The 25,753-nt window shown below is 66.0% G+C and carries 25 protein-coding genes, 1 tRNA gene and 1 other RNA gene; 12 read left to right on the plus strand and 15 right to left on the minus strand.

Annotation, left to right across the window (positions count from 1 at the left end; all coding sequences use genetic code 11):
- Positions 1 to 16: 16 nt before the first annotated feature.
- The 3 genes from L286_RS28220 to L286_RS28230 all read left to right on the plus strand — a co-directional run bounded on the left by L286_RS28220 (position 17) and on the right by L286_RS28230 (position 4,342).
- Entirely contained in the window at positions 17 to 2,284 is a 2,268-nt protein-coding gene (locus L286_RS28220) for an NADP-dependent malic enzyme (RefSeq protein ID WP_020819938.1), read from the plus strand.
- Positions 2,285 to 2,335: 51 nt separating this feature from the next.
- Complete coding sequence (locus L286_RS28225; protein ID WP_020819939.1) at positions 2,336 to 3,013, plus strand: L,D-transpeptidase family protein; 678 nt, start codon at positions 2,336 to 2,338, stop codon at positions 3,011 to 3,013.
- 117 nt (positions 3,014 to 3,130) lie between these two features.
- The gene (locus L286_RS28230) at positions 3,131 to 4,342 is read left to right on the plus strand and encodes an MFS transporter (protein ID WP_013040435.1); all 1,212 of its coding nucleotides are present in this window, start codon (positions 3,131 to 3,133) and stop codon (positions 4,340 to 4,342) included.
- Positions 4,343 to 4,375: 33 nt separating this feature from the next.
- Here L286_RS28230 and L286_RS28235 read toward each other — a convergent pair whose 3' ends face one another.
- The 12 genes from L286_RS28235 to L286_RS28290 all read right to left on the minus strand — a co-directional run bounded on the left by L286_RS28235 (position 4,376) and on the right by L286_RS28290 (position 14,604).
- A complete protein-coding gene (locus tag L286_RS28235; protein ID WP_013040436.1) occupies positions 4,376 to 4,909 on the minus strand; it encodes a hypothetical protein in 534 nt (177 codons plus the stop codon).
- Positions 4,896 to 5,267: a phosphoribosyl-AMP cyclohydrolase gene (gene hisI, locus L286_RS28240; protein WP_020819940.1), complete on the minus strand. Its 372-nt coding sequence runs from the start codon at positions 5,265 to 5,267 to the stop codon at positions 4,896 to 4,898. Before hisI ends, L286_RS28235 begins: the two co-directional genes overlap by 14 nt.
- A 158-nt stretch (positions 5,268 to 5,425) precedes the next feature.
- Positions 5,426 to 5,502, minus strand: a tRNA-His gene (locus L286_RS28245).
- Between the two features lie 288 nt (positions 5,503 to 5,790).
- Entirely contained in the window at positions 5,791 to 6,063 is a 273-nt protein-coding gene (locus L286_RS28255) for an HU family DNA-binding protein (RefSeq protein ID WP_007688799.1), read from the minus strand.
- A 176-nt stretch (positions 6,064 to 6,239) separates the two neighbouring features.
- A complete protein-coding gene (gene lon / locus L286_RS28260; RefSeq protein ID WP_007688798.1) occupies positions 6,240 to 8,636 on the minus strand; it encodes an endopeptidase La in 2,397 nt (798 codons plus the stop codon).
- A gap of 130 nt (positions 8,637 to 8,766) precedes the next feature.
- Positions 8,767 to 9,090 carry a YbaB/EbfC family nucleoid-associated protein gene (locus L286_RS28265; protein ID WP_007688797.1) on the minus strand — a complete coding sequence of 108 codons (324 nt, stop codon included), beginning with the start codon at positions 9,088 to 9,090 and terminating at the stop codon, positions 8,767 to 8,769.
- Positions 9,087 to 10,697 (minus strand): DNA polymerase III subunit gamma/tau, encoded by a 1,611-nt coding sequence (locus L286_RS28270; RefSeq protein ID WP_020819942.1) that lies wholly within the window; start codon positions 10,695 to 10,697, stop codon positions 9,087 to 9,089. Before L286_RS28270 ends, L286_RS28265 begins: the two co-directional genes overlap by 4 nt.
- Before the next feature lie 114 nt (positions 10,698 to 10,811).
- Positions 10,812 to 10,909, minus strand: an RNA gene (gene ffs, locus L286_RS47735) — signal recognition particle sRNA small type.
- A 166-nt stretch (positions 10,910 to 11,075) separates the two neighbouring features.
- The gene (gene blaSGM / locus L286_RS28275) at positions 11,076 to 12,005 is read right to left on the minus strand and encodes an SGM family class A beta-lactamase (RefSeq protein WP_037445466.1); all 930 of its coding nucleotides are present in this window, start codon (positions 12,003 to 12,005) and stop codon (positions 11,076 to 11,078) included.
- Between the two features lie 2 nt (positions 12,006 to 12,007).
- Positions 12,008 to 12,343, minus strand: a complete 336-nt coding sequence (locus L286_RS28280) for a 2Fe-2S iron-sulfur cluster-binding protein (protein WP_007688791.1) — start codon at positions 12,341 to 12,343, stop codon at positions 12,008 to 12,010.
- A gap of 69 nt (positions 12,344 to 12,412) precedes the next feature.
- Positions 12,413 to 13,501 (minus strand): cysteine desulfurase family protein, encoded by a 1,089-nt coding sequence (locus tag L286_RS28285; protein WP_020819944.1) that lies wholly within the window; start codon positions 13,499 to 13,501, stop codon positions 12,413 to 12,415.
- The gene (locus L286_RS28290; RefSeq protein ID WP_020819945.1) at positions 13,498 to 14,604 is read right to left on the minus strand and encodes a cysteine desulfurase family protein; all 1,107 of its coding nucleotides are present in this window, start codon (positions 14,602 to 14,604) and stop codon (positions 13,498 to 13,500) included. The genes L286_RS28285 and L286_RS28290 overlap by 4 nt, the downstream gene beginning before the upstream one ends.
- A 147-nt stretch (positions 14,605 to 14,751) precedes the next feature.
- Between L286_RS28290 and L286_RS28295 the strand changes: the two genes are divergently transcribed.
- Positions 14,752 to 15,408, plus strand: coding sequence for an alpha/beta hydrolase (locus L286_RS28295; protein WP_007688785.1), 657 nt, complete (start codon positions 14,752 to 14,754; stop codon positions 15,406 to 15,408).
- Positions 15,409 to 15,505: 97 nt separating this feature from the next.
- Here L286_RS28295 and L286_RS28300 read toward each other — a convergent pair whose 3' ends face one another.
- Positions 15,506 to 15,703 (minus strand): hypothetical protein, encoded by a 198-nt coding sequence (locus tag L286_RS28300; RefSeq protein WP_025160653.1) that lies wholly within the window; start codon positions 15,701 to 15,703, stop codon positions 15,506 to 15,508.
- A 102-nt stretch (positions 15,704 to 15,805) separates the two neighbouring features.
- Between L286_RS28300 and rpiB the strand changes: the two genes are divergently transcribed.
- The 4 genes from rpiB to L286_RS0124230 all read left to right on the plus strand — a co-directional run bounded on the left by rpiB (position 15,806) and on the right by L286_RS0124230 (position 19,299).
- Positions 15,806 to 16,243, plus strand: coding sequence for a ribose 5-phosphate isomerase B (gene rpiB, locus L286_RS28305; RefSeq protein WP_013040445.1), 438 nt, complete (start codon positions 15,806 to 15,808; stop codon positions 16,241 to 16,243).
- 12 nt (positions 16,244 to 16,255) lie between these two features.
- Positions 16,256 to 17,575 (plus strand): serine hydroxymethyltransferase, encoded by a 1,320-nt coding sequence (gene glyA / locus L286_RS28310; protein WP_020819947.1) that lies wholly within the window; start codon positions 16,256 to 16,258, stop codon positions 17,573 to 17,575.
- A 128-nt stretch (positions 17,576 to 17,703) separates the two neighbouring features.
- The gene (gene nrdR / locus L286_RS28315; RefSeq protein WP_013040447.1) at positions 17,704 to 18,165 is read left to right on the plus strand and encodes a transcriptional regulator NrdR; all 462 of its coding nucleotides are present in this window, start codon (positions 17,704 to 17,706) and stop codon (positions 18,163 to 18,165) included.
- 81 nt (positions 18,166 to 18,246) lie between these two features.
- A complete protein-coding gene (locus tag L286_RS0124230) occupies positions 18,247 to 19,299 on the plus strand; it encodes a TrmH family RNA methyltransferase (RefSeq protein ID WP_020819948.1) in 1,053 nt (350 codons plus the stop codon).
- A 103-nt stretch (positions 19,300 to 19,402) separates the two neighbouring features.
- Here the strand turns inward: L286_RS0124230 and L286_RS28320 are convergent, their stop codons facing one another.
- On the minus strand, positions 19,403 to 19,702 hold the full coding sequence (locus tag L286_RS28320) for a chorismate mutase (RefSeq protein ID WP_020819949.1): 300 nt from the start codon (positions 19,700 to 19,702) through the stop codon (positions 19,403 to 19,405).
- Positions 19,703 to 19,936: 234 nt separating this feature from the next.
- On the opposite strand from L286_RS28320, the gene rpsD reads away from it, so the two are divergent.
- The 3 genes from rpsD (at position 19,937) to L286_RS28335 (ending at position 23,500) form a co-directional block, all read left to right on the plus strand.
- Entirely contained in the window at positions 19,937 to 20,551 is a 615-nt protein-coding gene (gene rpsD, locus L286_RS28325; protein WP_007688773.1) for a 30S ribosomal protein S4, read from the plus strand.
- A 170-nt stretch (positions 20,552 to 20,721) separates the two neighbouring features.
- Positions 20,722 to 22,368 carry a M28 family peptidase gene (locus L286_RS28330; RefSeq protein ID WP_020819950.1) on the plus strand — a complete coding sequence of 549 codons (1,647 nt, stop codon included), beginning with the start codon at positions 20,722 to 20,724 and terminating at the stop codon, positions 22,366 to 22,368.
- A gap of 199 nt (positions 22,369 to 22,567) precedes the next feature.
- Positions 22,568 to 23,500 (plus strand): NAD(P)H-dependent flavin oxidoreductase, encoded by a 933-nt coding sequence (locus L286_RS28335; RefSeq protein WP_013040451.1) that lies wholly within the window; start codon positions 22,568 to 22,570, stop codon positions 23,498 to 23,500.
- 72 nt (positions 23,501 to 23,572) lie between these two features.
- Here L286_RS28335 and L286_RS28340 read toward each other — a convergent pair whose 3' ends face one another.
- Positions 23,573 to 24,445 (minus strand): alpha/beta fold hydrolase, encoded by an 873-nt coding sequence (locus L286_RS28340; protein ID WP_013040452.1) that lies wholly within the window; start codon positions 24,443 to 24,445, stop codon positions 23,573 to 23,575.
- A gap of 267 nt (positions 24,446 to 24,712) precedes the next feature.
- On the opposite strand from L286_RS28340, the gene L286_RS28345 reads away from it, so the two are divergent.
- Complete coding sequence (locus L286_RS28345) at positions 24,713 to 25,696, plus strand: agmatine deiminase family protein (protein ID WP_020819951.1); 984 nt, start codon at positions 24,713 to 24,715, stop codon at positions 25,694 to 25,696.
- Positions 25,697 to 25,753: the final 57 nt, after the last annotated feature.

Raw genomic sequence — 25,753 nt, forward strand, 5'->3', positions numbered from 1 at the left:
CTTTAAGGGCCGTTTCATGGATGAAAACACCCGGCGCGCCGCCCTCGACTATCACCGCTATCCGCAACCTGGAAAGCTGAGGATCGAACCGACCAAGCGCATGGTCAACCAGCGCGACCTGGCGCTGGCCTATTCGCCCGGCGTCGCCGCGCCCTGCGTCGACATTGCCGAAGATCCCGAAAAGGCGATGGACTATACCGCGCGCGGCAATCTGGTCGCGGTGATCTCCAACGGGACGGCGGTGCTGGGGCTGGGCGCCATCGGCGCGCTGGCGTCGAAGCCGGTGATGGAGGGCAAGGCCGTCCTCTTCAAGAAATTCGCCGACATCGACGTGTTCGACATAGAGGTCGACACCACCGATCCGGAGAAGTTCATCGAGGCCGTCGCCCTGCTGGAGCCGACCTTCGGCGGCATCAACCTGGAGGATATCAAGGCGCCTGAATGTTTCGCCATAGAGGCGGAGCTGAAGAAGCGGATGAACATCCCGGTCTTCCACGACGATCAGCATGGCACGGCCATCGTGGTGGCGGCGGCGGTGCGCAACGCGCTGGTGTTGCAGGGCAAGACGCTGGCCGACGCGAAGCTGGTGACGTCGGGCGCGGGGGCGGCGGCGCTGGCCTGCGTCGACCTGCTGGTGTCGATGGGGCTGCCGATCGACAATGTGACGCTGACCGACAAGGACGGCGTCATCCATTCGGGGCGGGAGGGCATGTTGCCGAACATGGCCCGCTATGCCCGCACCACCAATGCGCGCAGCCTGCCCGACGTGCTGCCGGGCGCCAACCTGTTCCTGGGCCTGTCCGCGCCGGGCGTGCTGAAGCCCGAATGGCTGCCGCTGATGGCGCCCAATCCGCTGATCTTCGCGCTCGCCAATCCGGAGCCGGAAATCCGCCCCGAAGCGGCGCGGGAGGCGCGGCCCGACGCGATCATCGCGACGGGGCGTTCGGACTATCCCAATCAGGTCAATAATGTCCTGTGCTTCCCCTATATCTTCCGGGGAGCGCTGGATGCGCGGGCGACCGAGATCAACGAGGCGATGAAGGTCGCCGCCGCCGACGCCATCGCCAACCTCGCCCGCATGCCCGCGCATGACAGCGTCGCGCAGGCCTATGGCGGGCGCAAGCTGGCGTTCGGACCGGACTATATCATCCCGACGCCCTTCGACCCCCGGCTGATCGCGGAAATCGCCTGCGCCGTCGCCAAGGCGGCGATGGACAGCGGCGTCGCCAAGCGGCAACTGGACCTGGAGGCCTATAAGCGCCAGTTGACGCAGCAGAACGCCCGCTCCGCCCAGTTGATGCTGCCGGTGTTCGAGGCGGCGCGGGGAACGCAGCGACGCATCGCCTATGGGGAAGGCGAGGATGAGCGGGTGCTGCGCGCCATCCAGGATGCGCTGGACGAAGGCATCGTCCGGCCGGTGATCGTGGCGCGGCGGCGCATATTGGAACAGAAGCTGCCGGACATGGGCCTGCGGTTCCAACTGGACCGCGATGTCGAGGTGGTCGATCCGGAAACCGACCATCTGCTGATGGGCGAGCTGGTCGAAGGCTATCGCGCCGTCGCGGCGCGCAAGGGCGTGTCGGGGGCGGAGGTGGTGCGCCATGTCTATCGCCGGCCCAGCGTCACCGCCGCCATGCTGCTGCGCACCGGGCGGGTCGACGCCGCGCTGGTGGGCGGCAACAGCGACTATTGGGGCGAGGTCGAGCATGCGATGCGCATCATCGACCGCATGCCGGGCAGCAGCCGCGTCTATGCGCTGTCGGGGCTGATCCTGGACGCGGGCGCGCTGTTCATCACCGACACCCATATGGTGCCCGATCCGACGCCGGAGCAGATCGCCGAAATGGCGCTGCTGGGGGCGACGGAACTCAAGCATTTCGGCCTGACGCCGCGGGTGGCGCTGCTGTCCCACTCCAATTTCGGGGCTTCGCATTCGCCCAGCGCCCGGAAAATGCGGGAGGCGTTCAAGCTGGTAAGGCAGGCCGCGCCCGAATTGATGGTCGACGGGGAAATGCATGCCGACGCGGCGCTGAGCCAGGGGCTGCGCGAGCGGTTGATCCCGGATTCGCGGTTCGAAGGGTCGGCCAATCTGCTGGTCATGCCCAATCTGGACGCGGCGAACATCACGCTGACGGCGCTGTCGGCTTCGTCCAGTTCGCCGACGGTCGGGCCGATGCTGGTGGGGCTGGCGCAGCCGATCCATGTGCTGACGCCCGGCGTGACGGCGCGGGGCATATTGAACCTGACCGCCATCGCCGCGGCGGAGGTCGAGCGGGAGGGGTGATGCTTAACCTTTGCCTGCGATAGATTGTCCAACCGGAGTGGCTGAGGGCATATGGCGCGACAGGTTTCGACAGGGGTGAAGCTGGCCATCGGCGGCGGCGCGGCGGCCGTGGCGCTGTTGCTGGGCCTGTCCATGGGCCGTGGCAGCGATCTGCCGCCCATCCAGAGCAAGGTCGTTCAGGCCAAGGTCGTTCAGGCCAAGGTCGCTCACGCCAGGCCCGCCGAACGCACCCGCGCCCAGCCCGTGGCGGTCGATCCGCGGGCGTTGATGGTGAAGCGCGTGCTGCCGATCGACGGTCCCTTCCGCCATGGCGACTATGTCTGGGACGAAGGCGGCGCGCCCGCGACAGGGCCGCTGATCGTCACCGTCGACCTCAAGGCGCAGACGCTGTCCGTCTTCCGCGCAGGCTATGAGATCGGATCGGCGGTCATCCTCTATGGCGCCGACGACAAGCCAAGCCCTCTAGGCGCCTTTCCGATCATACAGAAGGATGCGGACCATTATTCCAGCACCTACAATAACGCGCCCATGCCCTACACGCTGCGCCTGACCAGCGATGGCGTGGCGATCCACGGCAGCGACGTGCAATGGGGCAACGCCACCCATGGCTGCATCGGCGTGCCCAAGCCTTTCGCGAAAAAGCTGTTCGGCGCGGCGAAACTGGGCGACCTGGTCGTCATCACCGACGGCAAGATGCTGGATACCAGCCACGCCCGGCCTGCGGCGTGAATTGCGCGATCCAGTGCCGCAACTGCAATAAAGTCACGCCGGCCATGGCTTGATTTTGTGCGGTAACGCTATCATGTGCGAGCGTCATTTCCACCGCATCGCAACATGGAGCAGCCGATGGCGCAGGCCAGCCGTCCCCCTTCTTCCGGCCCCGTTCACCCCGCTCTCGTCATTCTCGCGCTCTCCATGGGCGCCTTCGCCATCGGCACGACCGAATTCGCGGCGATGAGCCTGCTGCCCTTCTTCGCCGGCGACCTGCGCATCAGCGAGCCGATGGCGGGCCATGCGATCAGCGCCTATGCGCTCGGCGTGGTGGTCGGCGCGCCGGTGATCGCGGTGCTGGGGGCGCGGCTGCCCCGGCGGACGCTGCTGATCGGGTTGATGGCCCTGTTCGCCATCGGCAATGGCATGAGCGCCCTGTCGCCCGACTATGCGACGATGCTGCTGTTCCGTTTCCTGAGCGGCCTGCCCCATGGCGCCTATTTCGGCGTGGCGGCGCTGGTCGCGGCCTCGCTGGTGCCGGGCGACCGGCGCGCGCTGGCGGTGGCGCGGGTGATGACCGGCCTGACCGTCGCGACCGTGATCGGCGTGCCGGTGGCGAACTGGATGGGACAGGCGCTGGGATGGCGGTGGGGCTTTGGCATCGTGGCGGTGCTGGCGATGATCACCATGACGCTGGTGGCGCTTTATGCGCCGCGCGACGCGGGCGATCCGGCAGCCGTGCCCATGCGCGAACTGGGCGCGTTGCGGGAACCCCAGGTGCTGCTGACGCTGCTGACCGGGGCCATCGGCTTTGGCGGGCTGTTCGCGGTCTATACCTATGTGGCGTCGACCATGATTTCCGTGACCCATGTGTCGGAGCGGCTGGTGCCGGTGGTGCTGGCGATCTTCGGCATCGGCATGACGATCGGCAATCTGGCGGCGGCCTGGGCCGCGGACCGGGCGCAGGGCAGGACCGCCGTCATCGTGCTGTTGTGGAGCGCGGCGTCGCTGGCGCTGTTTCCCCTGATGGCGGGGAATATATGGAGCCTGTCGCTGGTGATCTTCCTGATCGGCTGCGGCGGGGGGCTGGGCAGCGTCTTGCAGACGCGGCTGATGGACGTGGCGGGCGATGCCCAGACGCTGGCGGCGGCGGCGCATCACAGCGCGTTCAACGTCGCCAATGCGCTGGGGCCGTGGCTGGGCGGGCTGGCCATCTCGGCCGGCTATGGGCTGACCTCCACCGGGTGGATCGGCGCGGCCCTCGCCCTGGGGGGCCTGGCGATCTTCCTGCTGGCGTTGAACCTGCGCCAAAAATCCCTGCGGCTGGCGGCGGTGGCTTGCGAGTGAGCCTCGCCGGAAACGCGACAGGGGCCGGATTTCCTAATCGGGATCGCAAAGCGGATCGCCGCTGCCGTCACGGGCCTGCAAGGCCGCGGCGGCGTCGCTCGCCACGCGGGGGAAGCTGACGCCCTCCAGCGAGCCTCGCCCCTTGCAGAGTTCCGCGCATTTCATGTCGACCACGCCGGGCAGCGACAGTTGATCGCCGTCATATTGGGCCACCACGATGCAATGATCGCTGCGGGAGAAGCTGAGGATCAGCTTGTCGCCGGCCCGCCGCGCCGATCCCTTGCCGGCGCAGCTCTGGCCCTCCCCGAAGGACGCTTCCATGCCGAAGCGATAATCGCCGTCCCTGGCCGGGATCACGCAGAGCGCGTCCCGCCCCGCTTCATGATTGCGCTGGTAAAGGCCGATTGCCGGCACCTTCGCCGCGTCCGCGATCGCTCCGGTCTCGATGGCTGCGCGCTCAAGGCCGGAACTGGTCTGGATGCCGGTTTCACGCGGACCCGGCGCGGGCGCAGCCTCACGCTGGCACGCGGCGAGCGACAGCAGCGCGGCAAGGCTAGCCAGCCGCATCGACAGGCGTCAGGCCTTCCGGGCCGATGCGGCGGAAGAAGCAGGAGCGCGCGCCGGTGTGGCAGGCAGGCCCGGCGGGCACGGCCTTCACCCAGACGGCGTCCTGATCGCAATCGATGCGAAGGTCGCGCACCTTTAGCATATGGCCGGACGTCTCGCCCTTCTTCCACAGCGACTGGCGGCTGCGCGACCAGAAATGCGCAAGGCCGGTGTCGCGGGTAAGCTGGAGCGCCGTCGCGTTCATGTGCGCGACCATCAGCAATTCGCCGCTGTCCGCGTCGGTGACGACGGCGGTGATCAGGCCGTCCCGGTCATATTTGGGGTTGAGGGCCAGGCCCTTGTCGCGCGCTTCGTCCATGAGCGGGCTATAGAGGGCTGCGGCGCTCGTGCGAAGCCCTGAATGATGGGCGGCGCATCGGGAAGAGAAGCAACAAGGCGCTTCGAGGGGATCGGCGCGAAAGAGGCGAGCCGGTGCGCAGGCCCTTTCCTGCCGCGACTGTCCAGGAAGGAAGGAAATGGGGCGATCGACGGGATCCGAACCCGCGACCTCCGGTACCACAAACCGGCGCTCTAACCAACTGAGCTACGATCGCCACAGGGGCCGTGCCCCTTGAGAGAAGGGCCACATATGCGGCCCATCCCGCGCCGTCAAGCGGACTGATGCGGAAAAAGCCGGGATGCCGCAATAAAAAGAAAAGGGGCGAAGGGCATGAAGCCCCCGTCCCTTTTCATGCCTTGGAAAATCAGCGCGCATGGGAGCATTTGCTCCCTGTTGCCGCGCTGAAATCCGGCGCTCTCTCTCCGATAAAACTTCGCCAACCGCGACGCCGGCTCAAAAAACGGACCGGGGCGCTTCATAGGAAAGCGCCCCAGGAAAATCCTTAGTTGACCGAATCCTTCAGGCCCTTGCCGGCCTTGAACTTCGGCTGGGCCGAAGCCTTGATCGTCATCGTCTCGCCCGTGCGCGGGTTGCGGCCGGTCGAGGCCTTGCGCTGCGAAACGGAGAAAGTGCCGAAACCGACCAGGCGAACTTCATCCCCCTTCTTCAGGGCTCCGGTGATGGCGTCGAAAACGCCCTCGACTGCCTTGCTGGCGTCGCTCTTGGAAAGGCCGCTGCTTTCAGCGACTGCGCTGATAAGATCCTGCTTGTTCATGCCTTGGGAACCCCCTTCTAGCTGTCTGGATAGTTTAGGAATCGCGGCGTAGGCGGGGCAATAAGGCGCAGCTTTCGGGCCTTGTCAAAGGGAAAGCGGCATCGGCGCCCGGCGAGGCGAGATTTTATGGTAAAAGCCTGCTGAATCGCCGCCCGCCGCCGCCTTTTTCATCCATCTCAGTGCCGGATGGGGGCTTCCCCGTCCCGCCCCTGCGCCGGGTTCGGCTGGGCGGCGAGATCGTCCTCTTCGGTCCAGGCGATCGCTTCGGGCTTGCTCACCAGGGCGCGGGCCAGCACCTCGTCCACATGGGACACGGGAACGATCTCCAGCCCTTCCCGGATATTGGCCGGAATCTCCGCGAGATCCTTCTCATTCTCGGCCGGGATCAGCACCGTCTTGATGCCGCCGCGCAGCGCCGCGAGCAGCTTTTCCTTGAGGCCTCCGATGGGAAGCACGCGGCCGCGCAGCGTGACTTCGCCGGTCATCGCCACATCCTTGTGCACGGGAATGCCGGTCAGCGTCGACACGATGGTCGTCACCATGCCGATGCCCGCCGAAGGCCCGTCCTTGGGCACCGCGCCTTCGGGAAGGTGGATGTGGATGTCCTTGCGGGTGAAGATGCTGGGCTTGATCCCATAGCCGGGCGAGCGCGCCTTCACATAGGAGAAGGCGGCCTGGACCGACTCGTTCATCACCTCGCCCAGCTTGCCCGTGGTCCTGATCGCGCCCTTGCCGGGCACGGTCACGGCTTCGATGGTCAGCAGTTCGCCGCCCACTTCGGTCCAGGCCAGGCCCGTCACCGCGCCGATCTGATGCTCTTCCTCGCCCACGCCATGGCGGAATTTCCGCACCCCGGCATAGTCGGCCAGGTTTTCCGGCGTGATCGTCACCTTGTCATAGGCGCCTTCGAGGATCTTGCGCAGCGCCTTGCGCGCGAGGCGCGCCACTTCGCGCTCCAGCGTGCGAACGCCGGCTTCGCGGGTATAGTAGCGGATGAGGTCGCGGACAGCCTCCTCCGTGACGTCGAGTTCGCCTTCCTTGAGGCCGTGGGCGTCGATCTGCTTGGGCAGCAGGTGGCGCTGCGCGATCTCCACCTTCTCATCCTCGGTATAGCCCTCCAGCCGGATGATCTCCATGCGGTCGAGCAAGGGCTGAGGCAAATTCAGGGAGTTGGCGGTCGTCACGAACATCACGTCTGAAAGATCGACGTCGATCTCCAGATAATGATCCTGGAACTTGCTGTTCTGTTCGGGGTCCAGCACCTCCAGCAGGGCGGAGGCCGGATCGCCGCGGAAATCCTGGCCCAGCTTGTCGATCTCATCCAGCAGGAACAGCGGGTTCATCGTCCCCGCCTTCTTGAGGTTGGAGACGATCTTGCCCGGCAGCGAGCCGATATAGGTCCGGCGATGGCCGCGGATTTCCGCTTCGTCGCGCACGCCGCCCAGCGACTGGCGCACGAATTCGCGGCCCGTCGCCTTGGCGATGCTGCGGCCGAGCGAGGTCTTGCCGACGCCCGGAGGGCCGACGAGGCACAGGATCGGGCCCTTCAGCTTGTTGGTGCGCGCCTGCACGGCGAGATATTCGATGATCCGGTCCTTGACCTTCTCCAGCGCGAAATGATCCTCGTCCAGGATCGCCTGCGCCTTCCTGAGGTCGGTCTTGACCTTGCCCTTCTTGCCCCAGGGCAGGCCGAGCAGCACGTCGAGATAGTTGCGCACGACCGTCGCTTCGGCGGACATGGGCTGCATGCCCTTGAGCTTCTTCAGTTCCGCCGTCGCCTTGGCACGGGCTTCCTTGCTGAGCTTGGCCTTGGCGATCTTCTCGGTCAGTTCGGCGAGTTCGTCGCCTTCCTCGCCCTCGCCATTGCCCAGTTCGCGCTGGATCGCCTTCAACTGCTCGTTCAGATAATATTCGCGCTGGGTCTTTTCCATCTGCCGCTTCACGCGGCCGCGAATCTTCTTCTCGACCTGGAGCACGCCCAGTTCGCCTTCCATGAAGGCGAAGACCATTTCGAGGCGCTTGACCGGATCTGCCTCGACCAGCAGCGACTGCTTGTCGGCGACCTTCACGTTGATGTTGGCGGCGACGGCGTCGGCCAGACGGCCCGCATCCTCGATCTCGCGCAACTGGACCGGGGTTTCGGCCGGCAGCTTCTTGTTGAGCTTGGCGTAATTTTCGAACTGTTCGGCCACCGAACGCATCAGCGCGGCGGCTTCCGGCCCTTCGGCAGCGATTTCCTCGACCGCCGTCACATCGGCGACCATGTGGCCGTCGGCCTGCCCTATGCCGTCGAGGCGCGCGCGCTGCTTGCCCTCCACCAGCACGCGGACGGTGCCGTCGGGGAGCTTCAGCAATTGCAGCACCACGGCGATGACGCCGGTGTCGTAGAGCGAATCCTGCCCCGGATCATCCTCCGCCGGGTCAAGCTGCGACACCAGGAAGATTTCCTTGTCGCCTTCCATCGCCGATTCGAGCGCGGCCACGCTCTTGTCGCGACCCACGAACAGCGGCACGATCATCTGCGGGAAAACGACGATGTCGCGCAGGGGCAGAAGGGGATATTGCGTAGTCATTCACTCTCCGGGGCGGCATCCCACCCAGTCATGCGGTTCATCGCCTTTATGGGGATGGTCGCCGCATGGTTCAATCATGCGTTATGGGATCGCAATGATGAATAAAGGCTGATCCCCGGCGCGTCCGCGATCAGAAAGGCAGCTTGAAACCGGGCGGCAGCGGCAGGCCGGCGGTCATCTTGCCCATTTCGGCGTTGGAGACTTCATCCGCCTTCTTGCGCGCATCGTTGAACGCGGCGGTGATGAGATCCTCCAGCATCTGCTTTTCCGACGGGGCGAGCAGGCTGTCGTCGATGGCGACGCCCAATATGCGACCCTTGGCGGAGGCGCGGACCTTGACCAGCCCGCCGCCGGCCGTGCCCTCCACCTCCAGCCTGTCGAGATTTTCCTGGGCGCGTTGCAGTTCCTCCTGCACGCGGCTCGCCATGCCCAATATTTCGTTCAGATCCTTCATCGCTCTGCGCTCCATTGTTCGAGCCCGTCGCCAAGCTCGGCATCGGGGAAAGCGGCCAACACCGCCTTGACCACCGGGGTTTCCATGATTTCCGCGCGGGCGTCCGCCGCCTTGCGCATTTCCTGCTCCAGCAGGGTGGGCGCGGCGGGGCCGTCGACGGCATTGACGCGCCAGGCCGTGCCGGTGACCTCGCGCAGCGCCGGGTTGAGGCGGGCAGGGAAATCGGACGGCAGGGAGGGCGTCGGGGCATAGTCCAGCTCCGGCGCGGCATAGCGGACGACGCCGATGCAATCGTGCAGTTCCTGCGCGAGCTGGCCCTTGCCGCGCTGCCAGAAGGCCTCGATCAGTTCCTCGAAGCTGGCGGGGAGCGTGGCGGCGGGCGCCGAGGATGGGGCGGCTGCGCCCCCCTCGCCCGGCGCGGCGGCGGCTGGCGCGCCTTCCCGGATCAGGCGGGCGATCTCGCCGGGGTCGGGCATGGTCGCGGCGTGCATCACGCGCAACAGCGCCATTTCGCAGCTTTCGATGGGCAGCGCGGCGCTGGCGACCTCGTCATGGCCCTTCAGCAGCAACTGCCAAAGCCGATGCAGCGGCGCGAAGCCGAGTTGCGACGCCCAGTCGGCCAGCGCCTCGCGCTCCTCCGCCGACTGGCCGGGATTGGCGATGTCGCGGCCCGCCTTCACCAGCGTCACGGCATGGACCAGTTCCAGCAGGCCGCGCATCAGCGAGAGCGGCTCCACGCCCAGCGCATATTGGTCGCGCACTGCGCCCAGCAGCGCGCCGGTGTCGCCCTCCAGCAGCAGGCCGAGCAGGCGACGCGTGGCGCCCCTGTCGGAAAGGCCCAGCATGTCGCGGACCTGCGCTGCGGTGACGAGCGGCGCGCCTTCGCCCATTTCGGCGTGGGCGATGGCCTGGTCGAGGATGGAGAGGCCGTCGCGGGCGGAACCTTCGGCGGCCTGGGCTATGAGGGCCAGGGCATCGGGTTCGGCGGCGACCGATTCCGCCTCCACCACATGGGCGAAATGGGCGGCGAGCAGTTCGGCGGGGATGCGGCGCAGGTCGAAGCGCTGGCAGCGCGACAGCACCGTCACCGGCACCTTGTTCACCTCCGTCGTTGCCAGCACGAACTTCACATGTTCAGGCGGCTCCTCCAACGTCTTCAGCAAAGCATTGAAAGCATTGCGGGAAAGCATGTGAACTTCATCGATGATATAAATCTTGTATCGGGCCGAATAGGCGCCTTTGCCCGCTATATCGATGATCGAACGAATATCGTCGACGCCGGTATGGCTGGCGGCGTCCATCTCCAGAACGTCGATATGCCGCCCCTCGCCGATGGCCATGCAGGGTTCGCAGAGGCCGCAGGGATCGATGGTGGGACCGCCCTGCCCGTCCGGGCCGACGCAGTTCAGCGCCTTGGCGATGAGGCGGGCGGTGGAGGTCTTCCCCACGCCGCGCACGCCGGTCATCAGGAAGGCATGGGCCAGGCGACCCCGGCGGATCGCATTGCCCAGCGTCTGGACCATCGCGTCCTGCCCGATCAGTTCGCTGAAATTGCGCGGGCGATATTTGCGCGCAAGGACGCGATAGGGCTGAGGGGAATCGGACATTCGAATCTTCTAGCCGTTCGTGCGGGGCTTGGCGACCCGAAGGGAAGCCTCCTTCGTTCCCATAGCGAAAGAAGAAGCGGCGTTCGACAGGCTGGGCCAGAACGGGGTTTGGATGGAGGTGGGAGCCGGAACGACCCGCAGCGAAATCACTGTGGCTGCTTCCGTCAGGACCTGACCAGGTTCGCGACGACTGCGTCCGCCCGACTCCCGGCGCGGCATATGGCGAAAGGCGGTGGGGATGGCAAGGGGTTAAGGGATCGGCCGGACAGGGGCCTTCCGTGCTCCTGCGAAGGCGGGAGCCCAATGCCCGGTGCGCTTCTCCACCCTGGACTTCTGCCTTCCCAGGAGCCCATTGGTTTTCTTTGGTTCCTTCCGGGTCTATTCCAGCCCGGTCTTCTGCGCCTTATCCACGAAATCCAGCGCGGCGCGGGCGGTTTCGGCTATGGCGGCTTCGGCGGCCTTGGCGTCGACGGTCGGGCGGTCGAGATAGATGGCCAGGATATATTCCTCGCCCGACGGGGCCTTCACCAGCGCCACGTCATTATAGGCGGTGCCGCAGCTTCCCGTCTTGCTGCCGGAGGTCCAGCCCTTGGGCAGGCCCGCCTTGATCCGGTTGGCGCCGGTGGTGCTGGCATTGAGCCAGCCGCGCAGCTTTCCGGCGCTTTCCGGAGCGAGGTCGCGGAAGATCAGGCGGCCCATCAGGCCGGCCATGGCGGCGGGGCTGGTGGTGTCGCGCTCGTCGCCCTCCGCATTCTCGTTGAGAGACGGCTCATTGCGGTCGAGCCGCGTCACCATGTCGCCATGGGCGCGGATGAAGCGAGTCAGGCCCTCCGGCCCGCCGACCATCGGCAGCAGCAGGTTGGCCGCGCTGTTGTCGCTGACCTCCACGGCGGCGGCAGCGAGTTCCTCCATCGACATGCGGCCGCGCTTCACATTCTTCCTGACGACCGGGGCATAGTCCAGCAGATCGGCCTTGGCGAAGCTGATCTGCCCCTCCAGCCCGAACTTGCCGCCTTCCGCGCCCGCCAGCACGGCGGCGGCGAGCGGCGCCTTGAAGGTCGAGCACATGGCGAAACGCTCGTCCCGGTTGAAACCAAGGATCAGCGCGCCCTTGCCGTCGACCAGCGCCACGCCCAGCCGGCCGCCGCTTTCGGTCTCGATCTCCTTGGGATTGCGGACCGACTTCATGGCGGATTCGCTGACCATATAGCGAGGCGGCGGCGGGAGCAGCGACGGGCGCGGCGCTTCCTGCTGCGCGGCCGCCGGGGCGGCGAGCAGCAGGGCCGCGAATATCAGGCGCCTGGGCAAGCTCACATTCCCTGCATATTGTAGGATTCGCCCGGAATGCGGACGGTCAGGCTGTCGAGCTGTTCATCCAGCACGATCTGGCAGGACAGGCGGCTGGTGCGGGTCGCGGCGGCGGCGAGGTCCAGCATGTCCTCCTCATCCTCGCTCGCCTTGCCGAGCTTGGAGAAATCGGCGGCGTCGACGATGACATGACAGGTGGAACAGGCCATCTGCCCCTCGCATGTTCCCTCCAGCGGCTGGCCCGCGGCCTGCGCGACGTCCAGCAGCACGGCGCCCGGCGGCGCTTCGACCTCCTGCTTATGCTCTCCATCCGCGCTGATGAAGACGACCCTGGTCATGATATGCGTTCCCCGCTCTGTATTGCCGCATGATGCGAAAAGCGGTTTTCCGCTTTTCCGCGCGACGCTTCATGGCGCCCATATTTGGGCTGCCCTGTTCATTGCCTCCGCCGCATCCTCCAATTCGGCCAGTGTCGTGTACCGGCCGAAGCCGATCCGCACCGATCCGCGCGCCTCCGCGTCTGAAAGGCCGAGTGCGCGCAGCACATGGCTAGGCCGCCCGGACCCACTTGCGCAAGCGCTGCCGAGCGAAAAAGCGACATCGCGGCATTCCGACAACAGCCGCGCGCCGTCCACGCCCGTCCGACGCAGGTTCAGATTGCCATGATAGCGCAGGCTTTCGCTGCCGTTTAGCGTCCATTGGGAGAAGAGACGGCGGGCAGCGTTCCAGAGCGTTTCCGCATGCGCCCGGTCGCCATCCGCCCGTTCGCGCATCAGCCGGGCGGCGGCGCCGAAACCCGCGCACAGCGCCGGCGACAGGGTGCCCGAACGCAGGCCGCCCTCCTGCCCGCCGCCGTGGATGACGGGCGTCAGGGCCACGTCGTCGCGCAGCCAGAGCGCGCCTATGCCCTTGGGTCCATGGACCTTGTGGGCGCTGATCGCGATCATGTCGCACCGGGGCGGGATGGGCACGCGGCCATAGCCCTGCACGGCGTCGCAGAGGAACAGCGCGCCTGCCTTGTGCGAAAGGTCGGCCAGTTCGGCGACCGGCTGGATGACGCCGATCTCGTTATTGACCAGCATGGCCGCGACCAGCGCCGTGCCGGGACGGATCGCCCTGGCGGCTTCTTCTAGGTCGACGATGCCGTCGGGGCCGACCGGCAGGATGGTGATGTCCCGCCCCGCCCTGCCCATCGCCTGGACCGTGTCGAGGACGGCGGCATGTTCTGTGGCGATGGTGACGATGCCGCCCGGCGGGACGCCCTGAATCGCCATGTTGAGCGCTTCCGTCGCGCCGGAGGTGAAGATCAGGCGGCCGCCATCCGGCAGCAGCTTCAGGATTTCGGCGCGGGCATGCTCGACCTGCGCGGCGGCGGCCCGGCCGAGCCGGTGGGCGCTGTGCGGATTGGCGAACTGGTCGCGCAGCAGCGGGACCATCGCATCGAAGGCTTCGGGCGCGAGCGGCGTCGTCGCCTGATAGTCGAGATAGACGGTCATCGCGCCCGTTCCGCTATCCGCGTCCAGGCCGCGACGAAGCGATCCACGTCCGCCTCGCTCGTATCCGGGCCAAAGCTGACGCGGATGACTTCGCCCGCCCGCGCATCGTCCCAGCCCATGGCGCGCAGGACATGGCTGGTCTTGAGCGAACCTGAGGAACAGGCGCTGCCGGCCGAGACGGAAATGCCGGCGAGGTCGAACTGGATAAGCTGGGCGCGGGCGGAAAGGCCGGGCATGCGGTAGCCGGCGATGGTCGGGATGCGCGACGCATCGCGGGCGACGATCTCGCCGCCGGACGCTTCGATGGCGGCGTCAAGTTTGGCGCGGAGGGTCGCGGCCCTGGGGAGCCAGTCGGCGCGGGCTTCGAGCGCCGCCGCCATGGCGAGGATGGCGGGGAGGTTTTCGGTTCCGGCGCGATAGCCCTGCTCCTGGCCGCCGCTGGGGTCGATCAGGACGAGGTCTTTGATCAGCAGCGCGCCGATGCCAGGCGGGCCGCCGAATTTATGGGCGCTGACGGCGATCATGTCGGCGTCGGGAAGCGGGAGTTTGGCGGCGCTCTGGGCGCAGTCCGCGAAGAGGATGATATTTTCGCGGGCGATGGCGTCCAGCGGCTGGATGACGCCGGTTTCGTTGTTGACGTGCTGGATGGCGAGGAGAACCCTCTCATCCGTTCGGGCTGAGCTTGTCGAAGCCCTCCCCTTCTCTTCCGAAAACAAGTGTTGGGCTTCGACAGGCTCAGCCCGAACGGGGGAGAGTGTGGCGAGACCATCGGACGTTACTTCCAGACGTTCGGCCTGTGGCGTGACGCGCAGGACCGAATCATGTTCGACCGGGGAGGTCAGGATGCGGGCCGCCCTGGCCCGCCCCAGTCCTATGGCGATGGCCTCGCTCGCGCCAGAGGTGAAGATGACCTGGCCGCCCCAGCCCAGCGCCGCGCCGATGCGGCGGCGGGCGTCCTCCAGCGCGGCGCGGGCGGCGCGGCCGTCGCCATGGGGGCTGGACGGGTTGGACCAGTTGTCCAGCGCCTCGACCATCGCCGCCTTCGCCTGGGGCAGGACAGGCGTGGTGGCGGCGTGATCCAGATAGAGACGGTCGGAAGCCACGGATCTGGGAAGACTCATTGATTGCGGAAATGGTGGCGACTTCTATATAGGCGGTCTGTCGCGCAGCGCCAGCACTGGCTGCTGCGCCCTCTCCATTCGCGGCTCGCCCTGTTTCGGGTGGGGCCGCCCAGAACCATAACAGGTGCCATGCCCGACGTTATTTTCCCCGGTCCCGAAGGTCGCCTCGAAGGCCGCTTCAGCCCTCCGCCCCGCCCCCGCGCGCCCGTCGCGATGATTCTGCACCCGCACCCGCAGGGCGGCGGCACGATGAACGACCGCATCACCCAGGCGCTCTACAAGACCTTCGTGCGGCGCGGCTTCGCGGTGTTGCGGTTCAACTTCCGTGGCGTGGGCCGCAGCCAGGGCACGTTCGACAACGGCATTGGCGAACTGAGCGACGCCGCAGCCGCGCTCGACTGGGTGCAGAGCTTCCATCCGGAGGCGCAGACGACCTGGATCGCGGGTTTCTCCTTCGGCGCGTGGATCGGCATGCAATTGCTGATGCGGCGGCCGGAAATCCGGGGCTTCATCTCGGTCGCGCCGCCGGCGAACATGTATGACTTCTCCTTCCTGGCGCCCTGCCCTTCGTCCGGCATCATCGTGCAGGGGACGGCGGACGAGGTCGTGACCGCCAGCGCCGTGCAGAAGCTGGTCGACAAGCTGCGGACGCAGAAGGGCATCACCATCCATCATGACGAGATCCGTGGCGCGAACCACTTTTTCGAACATGAGCTGGATCAGTTGATGAAGTCGGTCGACAATTATCTGGACATGCGGCTTTCGCCGGATTCGCCGATACGGTGAATGGGTTTTGCGGTTGAGGATTTGGGGGCTGCCTTGGCGGCCCCTTTTCTTTTTGGGCTGGCACGGGAGCCGTCGCAGGGCCGAATATCGATCGGCCTTAACGGCTGCCGTTTTCCAGCACAGGCAGGTCCGGGCCGGGGATGGCGCTGACGGCGACATTGGCGAACATGACGAGGCCCGCGACGATCATCAGCGCGCCGCGCTTGCGGTCGCCCTTCCGGACGATGGCGTAGATGCCGCCGCCGGTCAGCGCCATGCCCGCGAGCATCAATATGGATAAAATCGTGCCAGCCATGAAGCAGGCCATAGGTGGGCGGGTGGACTGTGGCAATATCGCGGATCAGCCCCTATGAGGCGCGGAAACGAATCGCCTTTTGCGTGACAGGACGAAATTGCCGTGAAAATCGCCATCGCTTCCGACCATGCCGCCGTCGATCTGAAGGCGGAACTTGCCGACTGGCTGCGCGCCGAAGGGCATGAGGTCGACGATCTGGGTCCGGCGACGGCCGACCGAGTGGATTATCCCGATTTCGGCTACAAGCTCGCGGCGGCGGTGGCTTCGGGCGCGGCGGAGCGGGGCATCGCGCTCTGCGGGTCGGGCATCGGCATTTCCATCGCCGTGAACCGCAACCCCGCCTGCCGTTGCGCGCTGGTGTCGGAGCCGCTGTCCGCCGCGCTCAGCCGCGAGCATAATGACGCCAATGTCCTGGCCATGGGCGCGCGCCTGACCGGCGTGGACATGGCCAAGGCCTGCGTCTCCGCCTTTCTTTCCACCGATTTCGGCGGTGGCCGCCATGCCGGCCGCGTCGAGAAACTCTCCCAGCCCGCGCTTTAAGGAGCCTGCCCTATGAGCACCGCCACCCTCGCCCAGCCCGCCCTGTCGGACATCCGTTCCGAAGGCTATTTCACGCGCAGCCTGGCCGATGCCGATCCGGCGGTCTTCGCGGGCGTCACCCATGAACTGAAGCGCGAGCAGAACCAGATCGAACTGATCGCTTCGGAAAATATCGTGTCGAAGGCGGTGCTGGAGGCGCAGGGTTCGGTCTTCACCAACAAATATGCCGAAGGCTATCCGGGCAAGCGCTATTATCAGGGCTGCGCGCCGTCGGACGAGGTCGAGCAGTTGGCCATCGACCGCGCAAAGCAGATCTTCAACTGCGGCTACGTCAATGTGCAGCCCCATTCGGGCGCGCAGGCGAACGGCGCGGTGATGCTGGCGCTGACGAAGCCGGGCGACACCATCATGGGCCTGTCGCTGGACGCGGGCGGGCACCTGACGCACGGCGCGAAGCCAGCGTTGTCGGGCAAATGGTATAATGCCGTGCAATATGGCGTGCGCGAAGACACGCATGTGATCGACTATGACGCGCTGGAGGCCCAGGCGGTCGAGGCCAAGCCGACGCTGATCATCGCGGGCGGTTCGGCCTATCCGCGTCACCTGGACTTCGCCCGCTTCCGGGCGATTGCGGACAAGGTTGGCGCGCTGCTGATGGTCGACATGGCGCATTTCGCGGGCCTGGTGGCGGGCGGCGCGCATCCGACGCCCTTCGGCCACGCCCATGTCGTGACCACGACCACGCACAAGACGCTGCGCGGGCCGCGTGGCGGCATGATCCTGACCGATGACGAGGCCATTGCGAAGAAGATCAACTCGGCGGTGTTCCCCGGCCTTCAGGGCGGGCCGCTGATGCATGTGATCGCGGCGAAGGCGGTGGCCTTCGGCGAAGCGCTGCGGCCGGAGTTCAAGACCTATGCCCATGCCATCGTCGCCAATGCCAAGGCGCTTGCCGGCAAGCTGGAGCAGCGCGGCCTGGCCGTGGTTTCGGGCGGCACGGACACGCATCTGGCGCTGATCGACCTGCGCCCCTATGGCATTTCGGGCAAGGATGCGGACGAGGCGCTGGAGCGCAGCTTCATCACCTGCAACAAGAATGGCGTGCCGGGCGACCCGCTGCCGCCGACCAAGACCAGCGGCATTCGGGTCGGTTCCCCCGCGGGAACGACGCGCGGGTTCGGCGTGGCGGAGTTCGAGGCCATCGGCGACATGATCGCGGACGTTCTGGAAGGGCTGCGCGATCATGGCGAGCATGGCGATGCTGCCGTGGAAGCCAATGTGCGCGAGCGCGTTTCGGCCCTCTGCGCCCGTTTCCCCATTTACGAAGGCTGATAAGGAGTAGGTTCGTTTCGAACCCTTGGACGCCGTCCGCGGCGTCGCTCCGGACAGGCCGAGGTCGAGAAACGGGCAGTAGCGACATCTCGTTTCTCGACCAGCTCGAAACGAACGGAGTTTAGTGAATGCGTTGCCCCTTCTGCGCCCATGACGACAGCCAGGTGAAGGACAGCCGCCCGACGGAGGATGGCGCCGCCATCCGCCGCCGGCGCCAGTGCGAAGCCTGCGGGGCGCGCTTCACCACCTTCGAGCGGATTCAGCTTCGCGACATATGGGTGGTGAAAAGCGAGGGGCGCAAGGAAGCCTTCGACCGCGACAAGCTGGCGCGCTCCATCGGCATCGCGTGCCGGAAGCGGCCAATCGATCCCAGCCGGCTGGAGAAGCTGATTTCGGGCATCCAACGGCAGTTGGAGACGTCAGGCGACGGAGAGGTTCCGGCGCGGGCGATCGGAGAGATGGTGATGGAAGGGCTAAAACGCCTGGACAGCGTCGCCTATATCCGCTTCGCCAGCGTGTACAAGGACTTCACCGATGCGCGGGACTTCGAGGATTTCGCCTCGACGGTGAAGGAGGTGGGGAGTGATTGACCCCGCCCTGTCCTTTTCTTCCTCCGTTCGTCCTGAGTAACCATTGAGCGAAGTCGAAATGGCATATCGAAGGACCAGGCCGTGACCTTCCACGTCTACATGCTGCGCTGTTCGGACGGCAGCTACTATCTGGGGCATACGGATAATCTGGAACAGCGCATCGCCCAGCATCAATCGGGCGGGATTGCGGGATACACGCAGAAGCGGCGGCCTGTGTCGCTCGTCTGGCAACAGGATTTCGGGACACGCGACGAAGCGATTTCCGCAGAGCAGCAGATCAAGGGTTGGTCGCGGAAGAAGAAGGCAGCCTTGATCGCTGGCGATTGGGACATGATCAGCCAGTTGGCGCGCAAGTCCTTCGATACGGGGCTTCGACAGGCTCAGCCCCTACTCAGGACGAACGATGGTATGATTGAAACCGCCCCACCCCCCGTCATCGTGCTCGTCCGTCCGCAGCTTGGCGAGAATATCGGCAAGGCGGCGCGGGCCATGTTGAATTTCGGGCTGGTCGAGATGCGGCTGGTGTCCCCGCGCGACGGCTGGCCCAATCCAGATGCCGGGCCGTCGGCGGCGGGCGCGGACGTGGTGCTGGACAAGGCGGAGGTTTTCGAGACGCTGGCCGACGCGGTGGCGGATTGCGCGCATGTCTACGCCACCACCGTGCGCAAGCGGGGCGTGACCAAGCCGGTGGTGACGCCCGAAGAGGCGGCGCGGGAAATCCATGCCGCCACGGGGCGCTCCGCCTATGTGTTCGGGCCGGAACGGTCGGGGCTGGAGACCGAGGATGTGGCGCTGGCGCGGAAGATATTGACCGTGCCGATCAATCCGGAATTCGGGTCGCTCAACCTGGCGCAGGCGGTGATATTGTGCGCCTATGAATGGTCGAAACAGGCTTCGCTGGAGCAGCCGACCGTGGTCGACCTGGGCGAACCGGCTCCGCAGGCGGAACTGGAGGGGATGATCGGGCAGTTCGAGACGCTGCTGGAAGGCGCGGGCTATTTCTTCCCGCCGGATCGGGCGCCCGCGACCAAGCGCACCTTGCGGAACCTGCTGACCAAGCCGGGCTGGAACCATCTGGAGGTGCGGACCCTGCGCGGGGTCTTGTCGGCGCTGAGCAATCCGCGGTCGCGCTAGAGACTTTCGTCATTCCCGCGCAGGCGGGAATCCATCTCTTCAGCGCTGCGCTTGACGCTACTTATGGCAGATGGGTTCCCGCCTGCGCGGGAACGACATTATTTCACGCAGAGCGCAATCGGTCGAATTCGGTCATTTCATAGGCGATCGAGGCTTCAACCAGCCGATCCCAAAGGTCGGCAATCACATCGGCCGGGGCGCCCAGCCTCTCCGCCTCGGCGCGGACATTTTCGATCACCTCGGCCTTGCGCGCCTCGTCGCGGACGGCGGCGCGTTCCGGCTTGATCCGGGCGGCGGCGCGCATATGGGCAAAGCGTTGGTCGAGCAGCGCGACGAGCCGGCGGTCGATTTCGTCCACCCCTGCGCGGACTTCGGCCATGGTGGTGTAGCTTTCGGGGTCCATGGCCCGCTCAACTAAGGCCGGAAACAGGCGCTGTCGAGGGTTGACATCGCGTCCTCGCTTCTTCATAGGCGCCGCTTCGCGATTGGCCCCGTATCCCGGTGAAACGGTGGCCCTGCCCCTGAAATATGGGTCGTAGGCGATACCGGGGATACATTCGCCCTTCCCGAAAAGCGGGAACCGGTTTTCGGATCAGAAGGGTGAACAAACGTTAAAAGCAGTTGTTAAGGAATCATCATGTCGAAGCGTTCAAGCGCCAAGTACAAACTCGACCGCCGCATGGGCGAGAACATCTGGGGCCGGCCCAAGAGCCCGGTCAACAAGCGGGAATATGGCCCCGGCCAGCACGGCCAGCGCCGCAAGGGCAAGATGTCCGACTATGGCATCCAGCTTCGCGCCAAGCAGAAGCTGAAGGGCTATTATGGCGACATCACCGAAAAGCAGTTCAAGAAGAACTACACCGAAGCCGCCCGCATGAAGGGCGACACCGGCCAGAACCTGATCGGCCTGCTGGAACGCCGCCTGGACGCCGTCGTGTATCGCGCCAAGTTCGCCCCGACCATCTGGTCGTCGCGCCAGCTCGTGTCGCACGGCCACATCTATGTGAACGGCGTGAAGTGCAACATCGCCTCGCGCCTGGTGAAGCCGGGCGATGAGATCACCCTGGGCAAGAAGGCGCAGGAAATGGCGCTGGTCCTGGAAGCCCAGGGCCTGCCCGAGCGCGACATCCCTGACTATGTCGTGGCTGACGGCGCCGCCAAGGTCACCTATGTCCGCGTGCCGACGCTGGACGAAGTGCCCTATCCGGTGAAGATGGAACCCAATCTGGTCGTCGAATTCTATTCGCGCTGATCCGGTTTCGCTTCCGGCGAGAATTTCAGGAAGGCGGTCCTTCGGGGCCGCCTTTTTGTTTGCCCCTTCGGCTTGTTTGCCCGTCCTACTTGTTTGCCCGTCCTACTTGTTTGACACCCGGGCAACTGGCATCAACGGCGCATTCGCCGTCTTTTTTCAAGGGCCTTGCCATGCGCGCGCTTTTCCTGACCACCCTTGTCGCCCTTGCCGGCGGGAACGCGGCGATTGCCGCTGCCGCCGACGACGGCCCTTCCATCGACACGATGAAGGAGGTGGTGAAGGAGATTTCGTCCGACGCCTATGAAGGGCGCGCCCCCGGAACGGCCGGGGAGGAAAAGACCCTGGCCTATCTGGTGCGGCGTTTCGAGGCGCTGGGACTGAAGCCCGGCAACAAGGGAAGCTGGTTCCAGGACGTGCCGCTGGTGGAGATCGACGCCAAGAATGTGTCTCCGCTGCGCTTCACCGGGGGCAAGACTGCGGTTTCGGCCGCCTACGGCCCCGAAATGGTGATCGCCACCTATCGCACCGGCCAGCCGCATGTCGAGGTGAAGGACAGCCCGGTCGTCTTCGTCGGCTATGGCATCAACGCGCCGGAGAAGAAGTGGAACGATTATGCCGGGGTCAATGTGAAGGGCAAGACTGTCCTCATCCTGGTGAATGATCCGGATTACCAGACGCCGACGCTGCGCGGGCCGTTCAACGGGCGGGCGATGACCTATTATGGCCGCTGGACCTACAAGTTCGAGGAAGCGGCGCGGCAGGGCGCGGCGGCGGCGATCATCGTGCATGACACCATGCCCGCCGCCTATGGCTGGAACGTCGTGCAGTCGAGCTGGACGGGCGCGCAGCATGTGGCGGACAGCGCCAACGGCAATGCCGACCAGTCCGCCGCCATCGGCTGGATTCAAAAGGACAAGGCGGCCGCGCTGATGGCAAGCGCGGGCCTGAACCTCGACGCGCTGACGGCGGCGGCGAAGAAGCGCGGGTTCAGGGCGGTCCCGCTCAAGAATGTGAAGGCCGGCGTCTCCTTCGACAACGCTGTTCGCAGGCATAGTTCGAAGAATGTCGTGGCGCTCCTCCCCGGCAAGGCGCGGCCCGACGAATATGTGCTCTACGCGGCGCACTGGGACCATCTGGGCCGGTGCGAGGCCGCGCCCGACGGCGACGACATCTGCAACGGCGCCATCGACAATGCGACCGGGACTGCGGCGCTGGTGGCCCTGGCGGAGGCCAATGTGAAGGCCGGGCCGACCGAGCGCAGCCAGGTCTTCCTGGCGGTGACGGCGGAGGAATCGGGGCTGCTAGGGTCGGCCTATTACGGCAATCATCCGGTCTTTCCGCTTGGGCAGACGGTGGGCGGGGTCAATATGGACGCGCTCAGCATGGCGGGGCTGGCGAAGAATGTCGTGGTGATCGGCAAGGGCAAGTCGCAGCTCGACGCCTATCTGGACCGCGCCCTGGCGGCGCAGAAGCGGGTCGCCAGCCTGGAGCCGACTCCGGAAAAGGGCTTTTACTACCGATCCGACCATTTCAGCTTCGCCAAGCATGGGGTGCCGATGCTCTATTTCGAAGGCGGGCAGGATCTGGCGAAGGGCGGCCCCGCCGCGGGCGCGAAGGCGGCCAAGGACTATGAGGAGCATCATTATCACGGCCCCAAGGACGAATATGACCCCAGATGGGACTGGAGCGGGGTGAAGGCGGACCTGAAGCTCTATTATGATGTGGGCCGCGCGCTTGCCGTCGCGACCGATTGGCCGAACTGGATGCCGGGGGACGAGTTCCGCGCGATCCGCGACGCGAGCCGGGCGGGCAAGTGAGCGAATCCATGGCCTTTTAGGGGCGAAGGCCGCCATTTTCCGTCGGCAGGCGCGCAATCGCCGGCGGGGCAGCCGCCCCTGACCCTACGGCATCGGGGAAGACGCCTCCCTGCCCCCGGCATCTCCGCGATTCGGCCTTTTTCGTCGCCCGCTTAAATGATAGCGCCCTGCTGGAAATCATGAAGGAGAGGCTTGGCCCATGAGTTTGCCGGCATTTTTGGAAGGGCGCCTGTCCCTGCCGCTGATCGGTTCGCCGTTGTTCATCATCTCGCAGCCGGCGCTCGTGATCGCCCAGTGCCGCGCCGGGATCGTGGGTTCCTTTCCTTCGCTCAATGCGCGTCCGTCCGGCATGTTCGAACAATGGCTCCAGCAATTGGGCGAGGCGCTGACAGACCGGGACGCGCCCTTCGCGGTCAACCTGATCGTGCACAAGACCAACAGCCGGCTGGAGGAGGATCTCGCCCTCTGCGTCAAATATCGCGTGCCCATCGTGATCACCTCGCTGGGGGCACGGGAGGATGTGAACCGGGCGGTGCACAGCTATGGCGGCATCGTCCTGCACGATGTCATCAACAATGGCTTTGCGCGCAAGGCGATCCAGAAGGGCGCGGACGGGCTGATCGCCGTGGCGGCAGGCGCGGGTGGCCATGCCGGCACCATGTCGCCCTTCGCGCTGGTGGAGGAAATCCGCGCCTGGTTCGACGGGCCGCTGGCCCTGTCGGGCGCGATCGCCACCGGCCGATCGATCGCGGCGGCGCGGATGATGGGTGCGGACTTCGCCTATATGGGTTCCCCCTTCATCGCGACGCAGGAAGCCAATGCCGAACCGGCCTACAAGCAGATGATCGTCGACAGCGGCGCGGCCGACATCGTCTATTCGGATTATTTCACCGGCGTGCTCGGCAACTATCTGCGGCCGAGCATCACCGCCGCCGGGCTGGATGCCGACAATCTGCCGAAGGCGTCGGAAATGGATTTTTCCAGCGCGGCGGGCGGCGCCAAGAAAGCCTGGCGCGATGTCTGGGGCGCGGGCCAGGGAATCGGCGCCATCCGCGACATTCAGCCGGCGGGCGACTTCATCGCCCAGCTCAAGGCCGAATATCGGGCCGCCATCGCCGCCTTCGCCGCTTAGGCTGTATCGACATTCAGCCCTGACGGCCTCCACCGGCCGGAGGTGACGCCTCAGCGCTTCGCTGCGGAAGGGTCAGAGGAAGCCGCGCAGTTCGGCCATGAAGCGGTCGAACTGGTCATGGTGCAGCCAATGGCCCGCATTGGCGAATTCGACCAGCCGCGCGTCCTGGAAATGCGCGGCGCGCCCATCCTTCACCGGATTGGACGCCCAGCTATCCAGGCCCAGGCACAGCAGGGTCGGGCATGTGATCCGCTTCCAGAACTGGGGCAGGTCGACATCCGACCAGGCCTGAGGCGCCGGATCGTGCAGATAGGGGTCGAATTTCCAGCGATAGCTGCCATCCTCGTTGCGGTTGACGCCGTGGATGGTGAGGTGCATCGCCTGCTCGACCGACAGATGGTCGTTGCGTTCCCGCATGCGCGCCACCGCCGCCTCTATGGTCGGGTAATGCCGCCGCGTCTGGCGCGCCCGCGTCCGCCGCTTGTCGATCCATTGGAGCCATTGGTCCGGCCCGGCCTTTTGCGCCTGTTCCTCGATCCGGCCCGGCGACAGGCCCAGCCCCTCTATGGCGACTATCCTGGCGACCCTGTCCGGAAACAGCCCGGCATAGCGCAGCGCGACCGATCCGCCCAGCGAATGGCCGACCAATATCACCGGCTCCCGCCCCAATTGCTCGATCAACTGCGCCAGGTCGTAGACATAGTTCGCCATCATGTAGGAACCCTCGGCCGACCAGGCGCTGTCGCCATGGCCGCGCAGGTCCGGCGCGACGACGTGATAATCCTTCGCCAGCGCCCGCGCCGTCCAGTCCCAGCTTCGCGCATGGTCGAACCCGCCATGCACCAGGATCAGCGTGGGCGCCGCGCTGTTGCCCCAGTCCAGATAATGCAGGCGCATCCGCAGCGACGTGTAGAAATGCGAGGTCGGCGCGGCTTGCGTGTTCATGCGATCCTGCGAAAGCGGTGACGGGAAAGGACGACGTTCCTGCCTCTTTGGCGAACTCCCCGCCGCATGCAAGGGGCGATGGGCGAAAATCCTTGGTTTACGCGCCTTTCGTCAAACTTTGTTGCCGCCGTCGCGCGCGGCGCGCCCTGGGGAAAGCCGCCCGTCCGTTCCCCGTCCGAAATCGACCATTTGCCATAATGCCTCTGGAATGCCCGGCGCGATGCTGTAGAGGGCGCGGAGGACAGCGTGCGATCAGGAGCCGAGCCCATGACTTTCCATATGCCCGCCGAATGGGCGCCGCATGAATGGACCTGGATCGGCTTTCCCACATCCGCCGAGGAATGGCCCGGCGCGTTCGACGATGCGCGGCGGCAGATCGCGCAGTTCGCAAGCGCGCTGCATGCCGGGGGCAAGGGCGAAGAGGTGCGGCTGGTCTGCGCCAATGAGGGGGATGCGGACATCGCCCGCGCCCTGGCGCCGCCGGGGGTCGCCATCGTCGTGCAGAAGCTGGGCGACGTCTGGCTGCGCGACACGGCGCCCATCGCCGTGAAGCGGGGAAAGGAGCGGGCGCTGGTCGACTTCGGCTTCAACGGCTGGGGCGGCAAATATCGGATGCCGGGCGACGAGGATATAGGCGCGCGATTGGCGGCGACGACGGGGCTGCCGATCTCTACCCAGAATTGGGTGTTCGAAGGGGGCGCGGTCGACACCGACGGCACCGGCCTGTTCGTGACGACGGAGCAATGCCTGCTCAACCCCAATCGCAACCCCGAACTGGATCGGGGAAAGATCGAAACCCTGCTGGCCGGCTCGCTGGGGCTTTCCGACATGCTGTGGCTGGGCGACGGCCTGCTCAACGATCATACGGACGGGCATGTCGACAACCTGGCCCGCTTCGTGGCGCCGGGGGTGCTGGCGCTGCCGGAAGCGAGCGGGGAGGATGATCCCAATGCCGCCGTCTATGCCGATGCGCGGGCGCGGGCCAGGGCGTTCGGGGTCGACGTAGCCCCCATCCCCTCCCCCGGCCGCGTGATCGTGGATGGGGAGGCGATTCCGGCAAGCTACATGAATTTCTATATCGGCAACGCCGCCGTCATCGTGCCCGTCTATGGCCGGCCCAATGACCAGGCGGCCCTGGACGCGCTCAAGCCCTTCTTCCCCGGCCGGGAGATCGTCGGGCTGCGCAGCGACGCGATCCTGTCGGGCGGCGGCAGCTTCCATTGTTGCAGCCAGCAGATGCCGTCCGCCTGAAAGCCGAAAGGAGCGAGCGCGGCGCCGATCGCGGGTTGCGCGGTCACGATCCTGCTC

The organism is Sphingobium sp. HDIP04 (assembly GCF_000445085.1).
GTDB classification, from domain to species: domain Bacteria; phylum Pseudomonadota; class Alphaproteobacteria; order Sphingomonadales; family Sphingomonadaceae; genus Sphingobium; species Sphingobium indicum.